The organism is Wenxinia saemankumensis (assembly GCF_900141735.1).
In the GTDB taxonomy this organism is placed as follows: domain Bacteria; phylum Pseudomonadota; class Alphaproteobacteria; order Rhodobacterales; family Rhodobacteraceae; genus Wenxinia; species Wenxinia saemankumensis.
In genome coordinates this window covers 423,562-438,774 of the sequence record NZ_FQYO01000004.1, presented here as the reverse complement: position 1 = coordinate 438,774, position 15,213 = coordinate 423,562, and the positions used below count along the sequence as shown (strand labels likewise).

At 70.3% G+C, this 15,213-nt stretch carries 16 protein-coding genes and 1 tRNA gene; 12 read left to right on the top strand and 5 right to left on the bottom strand.

The features are described from left to right. Positions 1-34 precede the first annotated feature (34 nt). The 10 genes from mutM to gyrB all read left to right on the top strand — a co-directional run bounded on the left by mutM (position 35) and on the right by gyrB (position 10,847). Positions 35-886, top strand: coding sequence for a bifunctional DNA-formamidopyrimidine glycosylase/DNA-(apurinic or apyrimidinic site) lyase (gene mutM, locus BUE30_RS13145; protein WP_073331507.1), 852 nt, complete (start codon positions 35-37; stop codon positions 884-886). A 102-nt stretch (positions 887-988) separates the two neighbouring features. Then, positions 989-1,765, top strand: coding sequence for an enoyl-CoA hydratase (locus BUE30_RS13140; protein WP_073331504.1), 777 nt, complete (start codon positions 989-991; stop codon positions 1,763-1,765). 225 nt (positions 1,766-1,990) lie between these two features. After that, positions 1,991-2,254: a 30S ribosomal protein S20 gene (gene rpsT / locus BUE30_RS13135; protein ID WP_073331501.1), complete on the top strand. Its 264-nt coding sequence runs from the start codon at positions 1,991-1,993 to the stop codon at positions 2,252-2,254. Between the two features lie 690 nt (positions 2,255-2,944). After that, positions 2,945-4,297 (top strand): chromosomal replication initiator protein DnaA, encoded by a 1,353-nt coding sequence (dnaA, locus tag BUE30_RS13130; RefSeq protein WP_073331499.1) that lies wholly within the window; start codon positions 2,945-2,947, stop codon positions 4,295-4,297. A gap of 134 nt (positions 4,298-4,431) precedes the next feature. Further along, a complete protein-coding gene (gene dnaN / locus BUE30_RS13125) occupies positions 4,432-5,550 on the top strand; it encodes a DNA polymerase III subunit beta (protein ID WP_073331496.1) in 1,119 nt (372 codons plus the stop codon). Positions 5,551-5,669: 119 nt separating this feature from the next. Further along, positions 5,670-6,764, top strand: a complete 1,095-nt coding sequence (recF, locus tag BUE30_RS13120; protein WP_073331493.1) for a DNA replication/repair protein RecF — start codon at positions 5,670-5,672, stop codon at positions 6,762-6,764. 10 nt (positions 6,765-6,774) lie between these two features. Further along, positions 6,775-7,200, top strand: a complete 426-nt coding sequence (locus BUE30_RS13115) for a VOC family protein (protein ID WP_073331490.1) — start codon at positions 6,775-6,777, stop codon at positions 7,198-7,200. 1 nt (position 7,201) lies between these two features. After that, the gene (locus BUE30_RS13110; RefSeq protein ID WP_073331487.1) at positions 7,202-7,732 is read left to right on the top strand and encodes a GNAT family N-acetyltransferase; all 531 of its coding nucleotides are present in this window, start codon (positions 7,202-7,204) and stop codon (positions 7,730-7,732) included. A 1-nt stretch (position 7,733) separates the two neighbouring features. After that, positions 7,734-8,354 carry a LysE family translocator gene (locus tag BUE30_RS13105; protein ID WP_073331484.1) on the top strand — a complete coding sequence of 207 codons (621 nt, stop codon included), beginning with the start codon at positions 7,734-7,736 and terminating at the stop codon, positions 8,352-8,354. Positions 8,355-8,435: 81 nt separating this feature from the next. Beyond that, entirely contained in the window at positions 8,436-10,847 is a 2,412-nt protein-coding gene (gyrB, locus tag BUE30_RS13100) for a DNA topoisomerase (ATP-hydrolyzing) subunit B (protein WP_073331481.1), read from the top strand. Positions 10,848-10,909: 62 nt separating this feature from the next. Here the strand turns inward: gyrB and BUE30_RS13095 are convergent, their stop codons facing one another. The 4 genes from BUE30_RS13095 to BUE30_RS18060 form a co-directional block, all read right to left on the bottom strand. Continuing rightward, entirely contained in the window at positions 10,910-11,590 is a 681-nt protein-coding gene (locus tag BUE30_RS13095; protein WP_073331478.1) for a polyamine aminopropyltransferase, read from the bottom strand. Positions 11,591-11,669: 79 nt separating this feature from the next. Beyond that, positions 11,670-12,272 carry an SCO family protein gene (locus tag BUE30_RS13090; protein WP_073331475.1) on the bottom strand — a complete coding sequence of 201 codons (603 nt, stop codon included), beginning with the start codon at positions 12,270-12,272 and terminating at the stop codon, positions 11,670-11,672. Next, positions 12,269-12,817 carry a copper chaperone PCu(A)C gene (locus BUE30_RS13085; protein ID WP_073331472.1) on the bottom strand — a complete coding sequence of 183 codons (549 nt, stop codon included), beginning with the start codon at positions 12,815-12,817 and terminating at the stop codon, positions 12,269-12,271. Before BUE30_RS13085 ends, BUE30_RS13090 begins: the two co-directional genes overlap by 4 nt. Before the next feature lie 64 nt (positions 12,818-12,881). Then, complete coding sequence (locus BUE30_RS18060) at positions 12,882-13,256, bottom strand: hypothetical protein (protein WP_073331468.1); 375 nt, start codon at positions 13,254-13,256, stop codon at positions 12,882-12,884. Positions 13,257-13,383: 127 nt separating this feature from the next. Between BUE30_RS18060 and BUE30_RS13075 the strand changes: the two genes are divergently transcribed. Beyond that, on the top strand, positions 13,384-13,887 hold the full coding sequence (locus tag BUE30_RS13075; protein ID WP_073331463.1) for a gluconokinase: 504 nt from the start codon (positions 13,384-13,386) through the stop codon (positions 13,885-13,887). 35 nt (positions 13,888-13,922) lie between these two features. Further along, a complete protein-coding gene (locus tag BUE30_RS13070) occupies positions 13,923-15,017 on the top strand; it encodes an AbrB family transcriptional regulator (RefSeq protein WP_244526361.1) in 1,095 nt (364 codons plus the stop codon). Between the two features lie 119 nt (positions 15,018-15,136). Here BUE30_RS13070 and BUE30_RS13065 read toward each other — a convergent pair. Then, positions 15,137-15,212 (bottom strand) — tRNA-Thr (locus tag BUE30_RS13065). Position 15,213: the final 1 nt, after the last annotated feature.

Sequence of the window (15,213 nt, the reverse complement as noted above, 5' to 3'; positions counted from 1 at the left end):
CTACCACATCGCTCCCCGCACAAGAAAGCGCCCGATGCCCGAATTGCCAGAGGTCGAGACGGTTCGCCGCGGTCTCGCGCCGGTGATGGAAGGGGCGGTGATCGAGACCGCCCATGTCCGCCGCCCCGATCTGCGCTGGCCCCTGCCCGAGGCGATGGCCGAGCGGCTGACCGGCCGCCGGATCGCAAGGCTCGGGCGGCGGTCGAAATACCTGCTCGTCCATCTCGACGGGGACGAGACGCTGATCGTGCATCTGGGCATGTCGGGGCGGATGCTCGTCTCGGGCGCGCAGGTCGGCACCTTCCACCACGCCCATCCCGCGCCGGAGAAGCACGACCACGTGGTGCTGGATCTGGCGGGCGGGGCGCGGGTGACCTTCAACGATCCCCGCCGGTTCGGGGCGATGGACCTGAGCCCGACCGACGCATTGGAGGATCACTGGCTGCTCCGCGGCATCGGCCCCGAGCCGCTGGGAAACGCCTTCGACGAAAGCTACCTTTACGAGAGGCTTCGCGCCCGCCGCACGCCGATCAAGTCTGCCCTGCTCGACCAGAAGCTGATCGCCGGCCTCGGCAACATCTATGTCTGCGAGGTCCTGCACCGGACGGGCCTGCGCCCGACGCGCCGCGCCGACCGGATCGCGGGGCGACGGATCGCCGCACTCGTCCCCGCGATCCGGCAGGTGCTGGAGGAGGCGATCGCCGCCGGCGGATCCTCGCTGCGGGACTACCGGCAGGCGGATGGGGATCTCGGCTATTTCCAGCATGCCTTCCGCGTCTACGACCGCGAGGGGGCGCCCTGCCCGACCGAGGGCTGCATCGGCACGATCGCCCGGATCGCCCAGTCCGGACGGTCGACGTTCTTCTGTCCCACCTGCCAGCGGTGACGCGGCGAGGGGCTTGATCCCCGGCATCGCTTGCGGAAGGGTCGCCGGAACCCGCGGCCGCACCACCCCGATCGGGGCCGGCCGATGCCAAGAGGAGACCGGATGGCGTACGAGACGATCAACGTCGAGGTGTCGGATTACATCGCGACGATCACGCTCAACCGTCCCGACGCGCTCAACGCGCTGAACCGGCAGCTCCTGTCGGAGGTCGGACAGGCGCTGGAAGAGGCCGATGCGAGCGACAAGGTCCGCTGCATCATCCTCACCGGGTCGGAGAAGGCCTTCGCCGCCGGGGCCGACATCACCGAGATGGCCGATCTGACCTATGTCGAGGTCGCCTCGAAGGACCTGTTCGGCGGGATCGCCCGCCGCTTCGCCGCCACCCGCAAGCCGATCATCGCCGCCGTCTCGGGCTACGCGCTGGGCGGCGGGTGCGAGCTGGCGATGATGTGCGATTTCGTCATCGCCTCCGAGACCGCCAAGTTCGGCCAGCCAGAGATCAATCTCGGCGTGATCGCGGGGATGGGCGGCAGCCAGCGCCTCACCCATGCCGTGGGCAAGGCGAAGGCGATGGACATGAACCTCACCGGCCGCTTCATGGACGCGGCCGAGGCCGAGCGGTCGGGGCTGGTCAGCCGCGTCGTGCCCGCCAAGAAGCTGATGGAGGAGGCGCGCGGCGCCGCCGACAAGATCGCGGCGAAATCCGCGCTCGCCACCGCCGCCGCCAAGGAGGCGGTGAACCGCAGCTTCGAGGTGCCGCTGGCCGAGGGCCTGCTCTTCGAGCGGCGCCTGTTCCACGCGCTCTTCGCGACCGAGGACCAGTCCGAGGGGATGGCCGCCTTCCGCGAGAAGCGCGAGGCCCAGTTCCGCGACCGGTAGGTCGACGCCGCCGCATCGACGTCCGGGCGGGCGGTCCGCGCCCTTCGGCCCCGTGGCGGGTCGCGGTCGAGGAATCGCTTCCCTTCCCGGCCCGGACGCGCTATTGGCGCCCCCGACATGCGCGCGATGCCCGCTTTGGCAGATCGTCCGGTAGCGAACCCGGACCCCGGGGCTTCCTCGTGCCGCATGAACCGCATCTGGACGAGACCCGAGGAAACGCAAGCCATGGCCAACACCACCCAATCCGCGAAACGCGCCCGTCAGAACGAGCGCCGCTTCGCCGTGAACAAGGCGCGCCGCAGCCGCATCCGCACCTACCTGCGCAAGGTCGAGGAGGCGATCGCCTCCGGCGACCAGAACGCCGCCCAGGAGGCGCTGAAGGCCGCCCAGCCCGAACTGATGCGCGGCGTCAGCAAGGGCGTCTTCCACAAGAACACCGCCTCGCGGAAGATGTCGCGCCTCGCCCACCGGGTGAAGACGCTGGGCTGACCGGCCCATACCGATTCGCTGATGAAAGGGGCGCGCCGCGGAACCGGCGCGCCCTTTCTTCTTTGGCGCGGGGCGGCCCGCCGACGCCGGTCAGCGGGGGCGCGAGGACTCGACGCCGGCGACGAGTCAAGCTGTCACGCGGTCGTTACAAACGTGCCGCCCCACCCAGCGCAGGATTGCCACAGCCGCTCGGTTAACATGGCGGGATTCCGGGGCCGCGCGGATTCGATTTCGCAAAAGCCCGAGTCAAGCGGAAGGTCGCGTTGAAGCCCCTCCACCCGGCTGGGTAGTTTGCTCCTGCGACTCAGGTCGCTCCTGGGGGACAGGGACAGACGCGGCATGGCCGCGACGGCGCCGGTGGGACGGCGCGGTCGCATCGCCGACAAGATGCCGACCACGGGACGCGCACGCTGCCATGCGATCGCGCCCGACGGGATACCACCCGGCTCGCTGCCGTGCCGGGGTCTGTCTTTCGTTGCCCCGGGGGCGGGTCCGGTCGGTAACCGAGGCGCCAAGATAAGCGCCCGGGGACCGGACAGATTGCCCGATCGCGGATCTGCCGCCGCCGGCGAAGGCGATGACAGGCAGAGCCGCGATCCGGCCCTCATCTGAAGAAAAGGTCGCACGGGCGGGGGGCCGTCACCGCGGCGAGGCGGGTCGTCCCTGATTGGTGTGCAACGGATGGGACAGATGATCGAAACGCAATGGTCCGACGCGAGGCAGGGCCTGAAGAAGGCGGTCGGTGCAGGCAACTACCGCTCCTGGATCGAGCCGCTGGAACTCGAGAACGTCGAGGACGGGGTCGCGACCTTCGCCGTGTCCACGGCCTTCGTCGCGAACTACGTGGCGCAGAACTTCACCGACCAGATCAAGCATGCGTGCCGTCGCAACGGCCTCGCCGTGGACCGGCTGCGCTTCGACGCGCGCCCCGACCGGGTTCCCGCGCGGCCGCAACCCGACGCGGCCCCGGCCGAGCCGGCCAAGCCCCGCGATGCGGCGGGCGAGGACGGGTTCAAGCCCGATTCCCGCTTCACCTTCGACCGTTTCGTCGTCGGCAAGTCGAACGAGATCGCCTTCGCCGCCGCGCGCCGCGTGGCCGAGGGCGGGCAGGTCATCTTCAACCCGCTCTTCCTCCATGGCGGCGTCGGCCTCGGCAAGACGCACCTGATGCACGCGATCGCGCACGAATACCGCCAGCGGCACCCGGACAAGACGGTTCTCTACATCTCGGCCGAGCAGTTCATGTGGCGGTTCATCACCGCGCTGCGCGAGAAGAAGATGATCGAGCTGAAACAGCTCTTCCGCTCGGTCGACGTGCTGATGGTCGACGACGTGCAGTTCCTTGCCGGCAAGGACAGCACGCAGGAGGAGTTCTTCCACACGTTCAACTTCCTGGTGGAGAACGGGAAGCAGATCATCATCTCGGCCGACCGCAATCCGGTCGAGATCGCCGATCTCGAGGACCGGATCCGCTCGCGCCTGCAATGCGGGCTGGTCGTGGACCTGCACCCGACGGATTACGAGCTGCGGGTCGGGATCCTGCAGTCGAAGATCGAGTACTTCCACGGCATCTATCCGGGCGTGAGCATCGTTCCGGGCGTGGTCGAGTTCCTCGCCCACCGGATCGTGTCGAACGTGCGCGTGCTGGAAGGGGCGCTGACCCGGCTCTTCGCGATGGGCGGGCTCGTGGGCCGGCAGATCACCATCGAGATGGCGAAGGACTGCCTCGCCGACATCTTCCGCGCCAGCGACCGCAAGGTCTCGATCGACGAGATCCAGCGCAAGGTCTGCGAGCACTACAACATCCGCCTCAGCGACATGACGGGGACGAAGCGGCTGCGCATCTATGCCCGGCCGCGCCAGGTGGCGATGTATCTGTGCAAGGATCTCACGAACCGGTCCTATCCCGAGATCGGCCGCCGCTTCGGCGGGCGCGATCACACCACGGTCATGTATGCCGTGACCAAGGTGAAGGAGCTGATGACGACCGACAGCGCCATCGCCGAGGACGTGGAGCTGCTGCGCCGCGCGCTCGAGGCCTGAGACGGCGACAAACCGCTTGAGGCGCGGCCGGGATCGGGTAGGTTTCGGCCTCCGGCAGCTGCCTGCCGGGTGACGGGAGGGCCGGAACCACCGGCCGCCATCGCGGGACGGGTCGCGGGACGGGGAGAGACGACATGAAATTCAGCATCGAACGCGCGGTGCTCCTCAAGGCCGTGGCGCAGGCGCAATCGGTCGTGGAGCGGCGCAACACGATCCCGATCCTCGCCAACGTCCTGATCGAGGCCGAGGGCGACAACGTCCTGTTCCGCGCCACCGATCTCGACATCGAGGTGGTGGACCGCGCCCCGGCCAAGGTCGAGCGGGCGGGATCGACCACCGTGCCCGCCGTGCTGCTGAACGAGATCGTCCGCAAGCTGCCGGACGGCGCGCTGGTCGGCGTGACCGAGAACGCGCAGACGGGACGGCTGACGATCGAGGCGGGGCGGTCCAACTTCCAGCTCTCGACCCTGCCGCGCGAGGATTTCCCCGTGATGGCCTCGTCCGATTACTCGGCCAATTTCTCGGCCCCCGCGCCGGTGCTGCGCCGGCTCTTCGACAAGTCTAAATTCGCGATCTCGACCGAGGAGACGCGCTATTACCTCAACGGCGTCTACCTGCATGTCGCCGATGGCGAGGACGGGCGCGTCCTGCGCGCGGTCGCGACCGACGGCCACCGGCTGGCGCGGATCGACGCGGACCTGCCGAACGAGGCGGCGACGATGCCGGGCGTGATCGTGCCCCGCAAGACGGTGAACGAGCTGCGCAAGCTGCTGGACGACGACGAGGCGCAGATCGCCGTGTCGGTCAGCGAAACCAAGATCCGCTTCGCCACGCCCGCGATCACGCTCACCTCCAAGGTGATCGACGGCACCTTCCCCGATTATTCACGCGTCATCCCGCAATCGAATCCCAAGCGGATGGAGGTCGACGCGACCGAGTTCGCCCGCGCGGTGGACCGCGTGGCGACGGTATCCTCCGAACGGTCCCGCGCGGTGAAGCTGAGCCTCGACGAGGACCGCCTGGTCCTGTCCGTCAACGCCCCCGACAGCGGCGCGGCGGAAGAGGAACTGGCCGTCGCCTATGCCGACGAAAAGCTCGAGATCGGGTTCAACGCGAAATACCTGCAGGAGATCGCGAGCCAGGTGGACCGCGAGAACGCAGTCTTCCTGTTCAATTCCTCGGGCGACCCGACCCTGATGCGCGAAGGCAACGACACCACGGCCGTCTATGTCGTGATGCCGATGCGGGTCTGACGGCGCCCCTGTCCGACACGGCGCGCCCGGTCCGGGCCGGGCGCCGAGGTATTTGCGATGCCCGAGAAGGGGGGAGCGGCGCGCTTTTCCCCCGGGCCCGGGCGCGGTAGTCCGGCGGCATGATCTCCACCCTCGCCCTGTCGCATTTCCGCTCGCACCGGCGGACGCAGCTGACCTTCGACGGGCGGCCGGTGGCGATCTGGGGGCCGAACGGGGCGGGCAAGACGAACCTGATCGAAGCCGTGTCGCTGCTTTCTCCCGGGCGGGGCCTGCGCCGCGCGGGGGCCGAGGATTTCGTCCGCCGCCCCGAGCGGCTGGGCTGGAAGGTCGCGGCCGAGCTGAACGGACACGAGGCGGAGACCTGGGCCGAGGCGGGCCAGCCGCGGCAGGTCCGGCTCGACGGCAAGGCGGCGAGCCAGGTCGCGCTGGCGCGGATCGCCCGGATCCTGTGGCTGGTGCCCAGCATGGACAGGCTCTGGATCGAGGGGGCCGAGGGGCGGCGGCGCTTTCTCGACCGGCTGACGCTGAGCTTCGAGCCGGAGCACGGCGAGGCGGCGCTCGACTACGAGCGGGCGATGCGCGAGCGCAACCGGCTGCTCAAGGACATGGTCCGCGACGCGCATTGGTACCGCGCGCTCGAGGCGCGGATGGCCGGGGCGGGCGCACGGATGAACGCGCACCGCGCCGCCGCGCTGGAGCGGCTGGGCGCGGCGGTCGCGGCGGCGGAAAGCGCCTTTCCCGCGCCGGACCTCGCCATCTCGCATCCCGAGGGCGACCTGCCGGAAACCGAGGAGGCGCTGCTCGCGGCGTTCGAGACCGGGCGGGCCCGCGACCTTGCCGCGGGGCGCACGCTGGTCGGGCCGCACCGGGTCGATCTCGAGGCGGTCTGGGCGGCGAAGGGGATCGCGGCGCGGGATTGCTCCACCGGCGAGCAGAAGGCGCTGCTGATCTCGCTGATCCTCGCAAATGCGCGCGCCCTGTCGGATGAACGGCCGGTCCTGCTGCTCGACGAGCTGGCGGCGCATCTCGACGCCACGCGGCGGGCGCGGCTCTACGACGAGATCTGCGCGCTGGGCGGGCAGGCCTTCCTCACCGGGACGGGGCCGGAGCTTTTCGTGGAACTCGGGGGCCGCGCGCAGTATCTGGAGGTGACCGAGGCGGAGGGCGTCTCGGTCGTGGCCGGAAGGGATCCCCCCATGAGCCAGAACCCGTGAGCCAGAGCCCATGACACAGAGACTGACGCTCGTCACGCTCGGCGTGGCCGACCTGCAGGCCGCACGCGCCTTCTACGGCCGGCTCGGCTGGTCCCCGGCCGAGGAGCAGGAGGGCGTGAGCTTCTACCAGCTGCCGGGCTTCGTCCTGGGCCTGTTCGGGCGGGACGCCCTCGCCGCCGACCAGGGCCGGCCGGACGCCGCGCTCGGCACCGGGGCGATGACCCTGGCCCAGAACTTCGCGACCGAGGCGGAGGTCGACGCGGCCTACCATGCCGCGCTGAAGGCCGGGGCGACCGCCCTGAAGGCGCCCGAGAAGGTCTTCTGGGGCGGCTATTCCGGTTACTGGGCCGATCCGGACGGGCATGTCTGGGAAGTCGCGATGAACCCGTTCTGGCCGCTGGCCGAGGACGGCTCCCTCACCCTTCCGGAGGCCTGACATGCAGTTCGAGCGCATCCCCGAATGGGCGCTGACCCGCCCCGACGAGGCGGCCATCGCGGCCCTGCTGGCCGCCAGCTTCGACAGCGATTTCGGGGGGCGCAGCTTCTTCAAGACGCGGCATCACCTGCGCGTCGTCGCCCGGGACGCGGACGGCCGGGTGGCGGGGCATGTCGGCCTGACCTACCGGGCGATCCGCCTCGGCGCGCCGCTGGTCGACATCCTCGGCCTCGCCGACGTGGCGGTGGATCCGGCGCATCGCGGACAGGGCATCGCCTCGCGCCTGATGGAGGAGGTCGTCGCGATCGGGCGGGACAGCCCGGCGGAGTTCCTCGTCCTGTTCGGGGACCGGCCGCTTTATGCCGGGTCCGGTTTCGTCCCGAAGACGAACGCGCTGCGCTTTCCCTCGCATGACGACGCCCGGTCGGGCGATCTCGTCGAGCGGCGGGTCGGGGAGCTGATGGTGCTGCCGCTGGGCGGGACGGCCTGGGACGAGGACGCGACCGTCGACCTCGCCGGCTCCCTGTTCTGAGATGAGCGCCACGGCCGGCGATCTCGGGCTCTACGCCCTCGCGATCCTCGCGCTGTTCCTGACGCCGGGGCCGGTCTGGGTCGCGCTGACCGCGCGGGCGCTGACGGGGGGCTTCCGCTCTGCCTGGCCGCTGGCGGTGGGGGTGGCGATGGGCGACGTGCTCTGGCCGCTGCTGGCGATCCTCGGCGTGGGCTGGGTCGTGTCGGTCTGGGCCGGGTTCCTCGCCGCGATGAACTGGGTGGCGGCCGCCGTCTTCGTCGGGATGGGCGCGCTGATCCTGCGCCATGCGGGGGCGCCGCTGACCACCGACGGGCGGCTGACCCGCCCGGGGCGGATGGCGGGCTTCGCCGCCGGGGTGACGGTGATCCTCGCCAACCCCAAGGCGATCCTGTTCTACATGGGGATCCTGCCCGGCTTCTTCGAGCTGGGATCGCTCACCTGGGCGGACGTGGCGGCGATCTGCGCGATATCGGTCGCGGTGCCGATGGCCGGGAACCTGATCCTCGCCGGCTTCATCGACCGGGCGCGGCGGATCCTGAAATCGCCGGCGGCGCTGAAACGCACCAACGCGATCGCCGGCCTGCTGCTGATCGGGGTCGGTCTCGTCATCCCCCTGACCTGACGCACAAGATTTGGGGGTTTCGGGATGACACTGCCCGCCAAAATGCCTATATTTGCGGAACCACGAACGAGGTTTCCCCACATGGCCGAGCCCGCCGCCCAGATGCCGGAATACGGCGCCGATTCCATCAAGGTTCTCAAGGGCCTGGATGCCGTCCGCAAACGGCCGGGCATGTATATCGGCGACACCGACGACGGGTCGGGCCTGCACCACATGGTCTACGAGGTGGTCGACAACGGCATCGACGAGGCGCTGGCCGGCCATGCCGACTTCGTCGCGGTGAAGATCCACGCCGACAACAGCGTCTCGGTCCGCGACAACGGGCGCGGCATCCCGACGGACCTGCATAAAGAAGAGGGCGTCTCGGCGGCCGAGGTCATCATGACCCAGCTGCATGCGGGCGGGAAGTTCGACCAGAACTCCTACAAGGTGTCGGGCGGTCTGCACGGCGTGGGCGTCTCGGTCGTGAACGCGCTGTCCGACTGGCTGGAGCTGCGGATCTGGCGGGCCGGCAAGGAGCATGTCGCGCGGTTCGAGCGCGGCGAGACGGTGAAGCATCTCGAGGTCGTGGGCGACACGGACGAGACCGGGACCGAGGTCCGCTTCCTCGCCTCGACCACGACGTTCAGCAATCTCGACTACGATTTCGCCACGCTGGAGAAGCGGCTGCGCGAGCTGGCCTTCCTCAACAGCGGCGTGCGCATCATCCTCGAGGACGAGCGCCCGGCCGAGGCGCTGCGGACCGAGCTGTTCTACGAGGGCGGCGTCGCCGCCTTCGTCAAGTATCTCGACCGCTCGAAGCACCCGGTCATGGCCGAGCCGATCCATGTCGAGGCCGAGCGCGACGGCATCACCGTCGAAGCGGCGATGTGGTGGAACGACAGCTACAACGAGATGGTGCTGCCCTTCACCAACAACATCCCCCAGCGCGACGGCGGCACCCACATGGCCGGCTTCCGCGGGGCGCTGACCCGCGCGATCACCAAGTTCGCGACCGACAGCGGCATCGCCCGCAAGGAGAAGGTGTCGATCACCGGCGACGACGCGCGCGAGGGGCTGACCTGCGTGCTGTCCGTGAAGGTGCCGGATCCCAAGTTCTCGTCACAGACCAAGGACAAGCTCGTCTCCTCCGAGGTGCGCCCCGTGGTCGAGAGCCTGATGAGCGAGAAGCTCAACGAGTGGTTCGAGGAGAACCCGGCCGAGGCGAAGACCGTCATCACCAAGATCGTCGAGGCCGCCGCCGCCCGAGAGGCGGCGCGCAAGGCGCGCGAGATCCGGCGCAAGTCGGCGATGGACGTGAACCACAACGCGGCCAAGCTGAAGGACTGCTCCGAGAAGGACCCGACCAAGACCGAGGTCTTCCTCGTCGAGGGCGACAGCGCCGGCGGATCGGCGCAGACGGGGCGCGACCGGCGCACCCAGGCCGTCCTGCCGCTCAAGGGCAAGATCCTGAACGTCGAGCGGGCCCGCTTCGACCGGATGCTTGGCAGCCAGGAGATCGGCAACCTCGTCATGGCGCTCGGCACCGGGATCGGGCGCGACGAGTTCAACATCGACAAGCTGCGCTACCACAAGATCATCATCATGACCGATGCCGACGTGGACGGCGCGCATATCCGCACCCTGCTTCTGACCTTCTTCTTCCGGCAGATGCCGGAGCTGATCGAGGGCGGGTATCTCTACATCGCGCAGCCGCCGCTCTACAAAGTGTCGCGCGGGCGGTCCGAGGTCTATCTCAAAGATCAGGCCGCGATGGACGACTATCTCATCGACCAGGGGGTCGACGGGGCCATCCTGCGCCTCGGCGGGGGCGAGGAGCTGACCGGCGCCGACCTTGCCCGCGTCGTCGGCGAGGCGCGCCAGCTCAAGCGCGTGCTCGACGCCTTTCCAACCCATTACCCGCGCCACATCCTAGAACAGGCGGCGATTGCCGGGGCCTTCACCCCCGGCGCGGTGGATGCCGACCTGCAGGGCGTGGCCGACAAGGTCGCGGCCCGGCTGGACCTGATCGCGCTGGAATACGAGCGCGGCTGGACCGGCCGGATCACCCAGGACAAGGGGATCCGCCTCAGCCGCATCCTGCGCGGGGTGGAAGAGCTGCGCACGCTCGACGGCGGCATGCTCCGCTCGGGCGAAGCGCGGCGCACGGGATCCTTCACGCAGAGCCTGCAGGAGATCTACGAGAGGCCCGCGACGCTGGTGCGCAAGGATCGGTCCTACCTGATCCACGGCCCGCTCGACCTGCTGCGCGAGATCCTCGAGGAGGGCGAGCGCGGCCTGACGCTCCAGCGGTACAAGGGTCTTGGCGAGATGAACCCCGACCAGCTGTGGGAAACCACGCTCGATCCCGACGCGCGCACGCTGCTGCAGGTCCGCGTCGACGACCTGACCGAGGCCGACGATCTCTTCACCAAGCTCATGGGCGACGAGGTCGAGCCCCGCCGCGACTTCATCCAGAGCAATGCCCTGAACGTGGAGCATCTGGACTTCTGATCGCCAGGGTCGGCGCCCGGGACCTTATCGCGGGCGCTGACGGGCGCCCCCCACCCCCCGGATCAGTCCCGGCCCCGTCCCGCGATCCAGATCGTGTGGCGGGCGCCGCGCTTCGTGCGTCCGGCCCGGACCTCGTGCGCCTCTGCGTCGAAGCCGGCCTTCCTCAGGCGCCGGGTGAATCCGGCATCGGGCGCGGCCGACCAGATGGCGAGGATTCCGCCGGCCGAGAGAGTGCGGCGCATCCGCGCGAGGCCCGCCTCGCCGTAGAGCGCGTCGTTGCCGGGCCGGGTCAGGCCGTCCGGGCCGTTGTCGGTGTCCAGCAGGATGGCGTCGAACCCGGCCTCCGCGCCCCGGATCTCGGCCGCGACGTCGCCGATCCGGATCTCGACCCGCGGGTCGGTCAGACTGCCGCCGAACACTTCCGCCATCGGGCCGCTTGCCCAGCCCACCAGCTCGGGCACGATCTCGGCCACGACGAGGCGGGCCTCCGGCGGCGCGGCCGCCTGCGCCGCGCGAAGGGTGAAGCCCATCCCCAGCCCGCCGATCAGGACGCGCGGCGCCGCACGCGGCCCCAGCCGGTCGAGGGCAAGGCGCGCCAACGCCTCTTCCGAGCCGCCGAGACGGCTGTTCATCAGCTCGTTCCCGTCGCTCAGCCGGATCGAGAACTCCTCGCCCCGGCGCATCAGCCGGATCGTGTCGCCGTCCGGCGCGGTGGCGGTTGCGAGCTGCGTCCAGGGAAGCACGGGGGGCGGGTCCTCTCGTCGATGGGCGGCGGCGCTTATCGGCGCCGCCGTCCCCGATGTCCATCGGCCCCGCGAGGGACTAGCCCTCGACGGCCCGCGCGATCTTCGACAGCGCGACCTCGGTCTCCTCGCCGTAGGAGATCGGCTCGACGAAGCGGCCGTCCTCGTCGAAGAGCAGCACCATCGCCGAATGGTCGACGGTGTAATCCCCGTCCTCCAGCGGCACCTTGGCCACGTAGACGCGGAAGGCACGGACGGCCTTGGCCATCTCTTCCGGGGTGCCCGTCACGCCGGTCACGTCGTCGACCCAGCCGACGTAATCGGCCAGCAGCTCGGGCGTGTCGCGCTCGGGATCGGCGGTGATGAAGAAGGTGCGGATCGGTGCCTGCCCCTCGTCCTCGCGGATGCCGTTCCAGGTCGCGATGTCCCCCAGCGTGGTCGGGCAGACCTCGGGGCAATGGGTGAAGCCGAAGAAGACGGCCGTCGGCGCGCCGTCCAGCGACTCCGCGGTGAAGGGCGTGCCGTCGGTCGTGGCCAGCACGTACTCGCCCTGCCCCAGCTGGCCGAGCACGTCGGTATCGTAGCGCGGCCGGACCACGCCGAACCAGAAGGCGGCGAAGATCGCCGCGATCAGGACCGCGCTGGAGGCGAGGACGATGCGCTTGCGCGAAGCGTCGGTCATTGCGCATCCTCCCCGGCATCCCCGGCCGAGGCCCCGTGATCCATAGAGCCGTGATCCATCCCCCCGTGGTCCATGGTGCCGTGATCCATGCCCTCCTGCGCCGCCGGCGGGACGGCATCGGGCGCGAGGACGGGAAGCATGATGGTCTGCGCGTCGCCCCCGGCGAAGGTCAGCTCGACCTCGACCTCCGCGCCCGCGACGAAGGGCGCGGCGAGCTCGAAGAACATCAGGTGATAGCCGCCCGGCTCCAGCACGACGCTCTTGCCGGCCGGGATCCGCAGACCGTCCGGAAGTTCGCGCATCCGCATCACGTCGCCCTCCATCGCCATCTCGTGGATCTCGACCCGTCCGGCGGCGGGAGAGGTGGCGGCGATCAGCGTATCGGCGGCGTCGCCGTGGTTCTGCAGGGTCAGGAACCCGCCGGCGACCGGCTGGTTCGGCAGCGTCGCGCGGGCGAAGGGGGCGGTCACCGCGATCTCCTGCGCGGAGAGGAGGGCGGGCGACAGGGCGAGAAGGGCCGCAAGCGCGGCAGGAATGCGTTTCATGGGTGCATTGTCCGTGATCGGGGTCTGGGCCGGCCCTGAGGCCGGAAAATCGGGTCGGAGGAACTCAGCCCGCCCCGGGGGGACCCCGCGCCTCCGCCCAGCCGCGCGTCGTCCCGGGGGTGGCGGCCGGCGCGATCCCCGGCACGAATACCATGACCACGTCGCGCGGAGCGGGGTCGATGACCGGCGCCCCGGCCGCCATAAAGGGATGCGCATGGGCAAGCCACGGGCAGGCCGCGTCCTCGACCGGGACGGCGGTGCCATCCGGGGCGAGGCGCATCTCGACGACCTGCGTGCCGGTGCAGAGGGTGAAGACCGGGCCCTGCCCCCCGGCGGAGACCATGGTCCCGGACGCCACCAGAGAGGCCAGCACGAAGGGCAGCGCCGCCAGCAGGTGCAGGAGGCGTGCGGCCTTCGGGACGGATCGGGCGCGGCGCATGACGCCCTTCTGCCATGTCGGCGCCGCCCGGGGAAGCGGTGCTGCCTGCGCGATGATGTCGCCCCGCCCGGGCAAGCTGGACCGCGCGCGCCCGGCCGGATAGCACGAGCGGGAAGAGGAGCGCGGCATGCGGCAACCGATCGTGGTCATGGGAGTCTCGGGCTCGGGCAAGAGCCTGATCGGCCGGCAATTGGCGGACCGGCTGGGGGCGCCCTTCGTCGACGGGGATGACCTGCATCCCCGCAGCAATGTCGAGAAGATGGCCGCCGGGCATCCCCTCACCGACGAGGATCGCTGGCCCTGGCTGGCACATGTGGGCGCGCGCCTCGCCGCCCCGCAGCCGCCCGCCGTGATCGCCTGCTCGGCCCTCAAGCGGATCTACCGCGACCACATCGCCCGGCACGCCGGCCGCGAGGTCGCCTTCGTGCTGCTGGACGGGCCGCGCGACGTGCTGCGCAAGCGGGTCGGCCTGCGCGAGGGGCATTTCATGCCGCCCGAACTTCTCGACAGCCAGCTCGCCACGCTCGAGCGCCCGGCATCGGACGAGCGTGCCGTCACCGTCGACGTCACGCCGCCCCCGGCCGAGATCGTCGAGCGGATCATCGGCGCCCTGCCGGACGGCGTGGTCTAGGCGCGCATCCACCCCCGCCCTTGTGGACTTTCCCCGTGAAGACTAGGCCGGCGGCGATGGACCGTCCCGCACCTCCGCGCCCCGACCTGTCCCGCGCGCTTCCGCAGGGCACCGCGCTGGCGGTGGGGATCGTGGGCGGGGTGATCGGCTGGCAGGCGGGGCTGCCCCTTCCCTGGATGCTCGGGCCCATGCTGCTGGTGACCCTCGCCGTGCTGGTGGGCCTGCCGCTGCGCGGACCCGACACGCTGCGCCCCGTCTTCATCCCGGTGATCGGCGTGATGCTCGGCTCGTCCATCACGCCCGACGTGATCGCCGCCGCCCCCCGCTACGTCGCGACGATCCTGCTGCTCCCGCCCTTCCTCGCGGCGGCGGCGACGCTCTCCTACGTCTTCTACCGGCGGGTCGGACGCTACGATCCCGTCACCGCTTGGTTCAGCGCGATGCCCGGCGGGCTGAACGACATGCTCATCATGGGCGGCGCGATGGGCGGCGACGACAAGCGCATCGCCCTGGCCCATGCCTCGCGCGTGCTGGTCGTGGTGACGGTCGTGGTCCTCTTCTTCGGCGCCTGGTTCGGGGTGCAGAGCCAGGGGGGCGGCGCGGGCTGGACCGGGCTCGGCGATCCGTCGCTGCTCGATTACGGGATCTTCGCGATCTGCGCCTTCGGGGGCGTCTGGCTCGGCCGGGTGATGCGGCTGTCGGCAGGACAGATCGTCGGGCCGATGATCCTGTCCTCGCTCGCGCACCTGACCGGCCTCGTCGAGGTGGCACCGCCGAACCTGTCGGTGATCGCGGCCCAGGTGGTGATCGGCACCGTGATCGGCTGCCGGTTCCTCGGCACCCCGATCCGGGTGATCGCGCGCGACCTCGCCCTCGCGGCGGGATCCTCGGCGATGATGATCGCGGTGGCGGCCGGCTTCGCCGTCGCGGCGGCGCGCCTGTCGGGCGTGCCGGTCAGCCAGTCCTTCCTCGCCTACTCGCCGGGCGGGCTGGCCGAGATGGGCCTGCTCGCCTTCGCGATGGGGCAGGACGTGGCCTATGTCACCGTGATGCACATCGTCCGGCTGATCCTGGTGATCTTCGCCGCGACGCCGCTCTTCTCGCGGCTGGTGAGACCCAGGGCGGGGTAGCGGGGGAACGCGGGCCGCGCCGGGGCGGACGGCATGACGGAGACATCACGATGCATGGCACCGGCGGGCCACGCACCCCGGGAGATGCGAGCGCCGACGGGTGGCGCTCCTGACGGGAATGGTGCCGCTGGAGGGACTCGAACCCCCGACCCCATCATTACGAATGACGTGCTCTACCAGCTGAGCTACAGCGGCT

What these genes read in the sequence shown, in the direction of transcription:
- mutM (WP_073331507.1), top strand. Translation starts at nt 35, where the DNA reads ATGCCCGAATTGCCAGAGGTCGAGACGGTTCGCCGCGGTCTCGCGCCG.
- BUE30_RS13140 (WP_073331504.1), top strand. Translation starts at nt 989, where the DNA reads ATGGCGTACGAGACGATCAACGTCGAGGTGTCGGATTACATCGCGACG.
- rpsT (WP_073331501.1), top strand. Translation starts at nt 1,991, where the DNA reads ATGGCCAACACCACCCAATCCGCGAAACGCGCCCGTCAGAACGAGCGC.
- dnaA (WP_073331499.1), top strand. Translation starts at nt 2,945, where the DNA reads ATGATCGAAACGCAATGGTCCGACGCGAGGCAGGGCCTGAAGAAGGCG.
- dnaN (WP_073331496.1), top strand. Translation starts at nt 4,432, where the DNA reads ATGAAATTCAGCATCGAACGCGCGGTGCTCCTCAAGGCCGTGGCGCAG.
- recF (WP_073331493.1), top strand. Translation starts at nt 5,670, where the DNA reads ATGATCTCCACCCTCGCCCTGTCGCATTTCCGCTCGCACCGGCGGACG.
- BUE30_RS13115 (WP_073331490.1), top strand. Translation starts at nt 6,775, where the DNA reads ATGACACAGAGACTGACGCTCGTCACGCTCGGCGTGGCCGACCTGCAG.
- BUE30_RS13110 (WP_073331487.1), top strand. Translation starts at nt 7,202, where the DNA reads ATGCAGTTCGAGCGCATCCCCGAATGGGCGCTGACCCGCCCCGACGAG.
- BUE30_RS13105 (WP_073331484.1), top strand. Translation starts at nt 7,734, where the DNA reads ATGAGCGCCACGGCCGGCGATCTCGGGCTCTACGCCCTCGCGATCCTC.
- gyrB (WP_073331481.1), top strand. Translation starts at nt 8,436, where the DNA reads ATGGCCGAGCCCGCCGCCCAGATGCCGGAATACGGCGCCGATTCCATC.
- BUE30_RS13090 (WP_073331475.1), bottom strand. Translation starts at nt 12,272, where the DNA reads ATGACCGACGCTTCGCGCAAGCGCATCGTCCTCGCCTCCAGCGCGGTC.
- BUE30_RS13085 (WP_073331472.1), bottom strand. Translation starts at nt 12,817, where the DNA reads ATGAAACGCATTCCTGCCGCGCTTGCGGCCCTTCTCGCCCTGTCGCCC.
- BUE30_RS18060 (WP_073331468.1), bottom strand. Translation starts at nt 13,256, where the DNA reads ATGCGCCGCGCCCGATCCGTCCCGAAGGCCGCACGCCTCCTGCACCTG.
- BUE30_RS13075 (WP_073331463.1), top strand. Translation starts at nt 13,384, where the DNA reads ATGCGGCAACCGATCGTGGTCATGGGAGTCTCGGGCTCGGGCAAGAGC.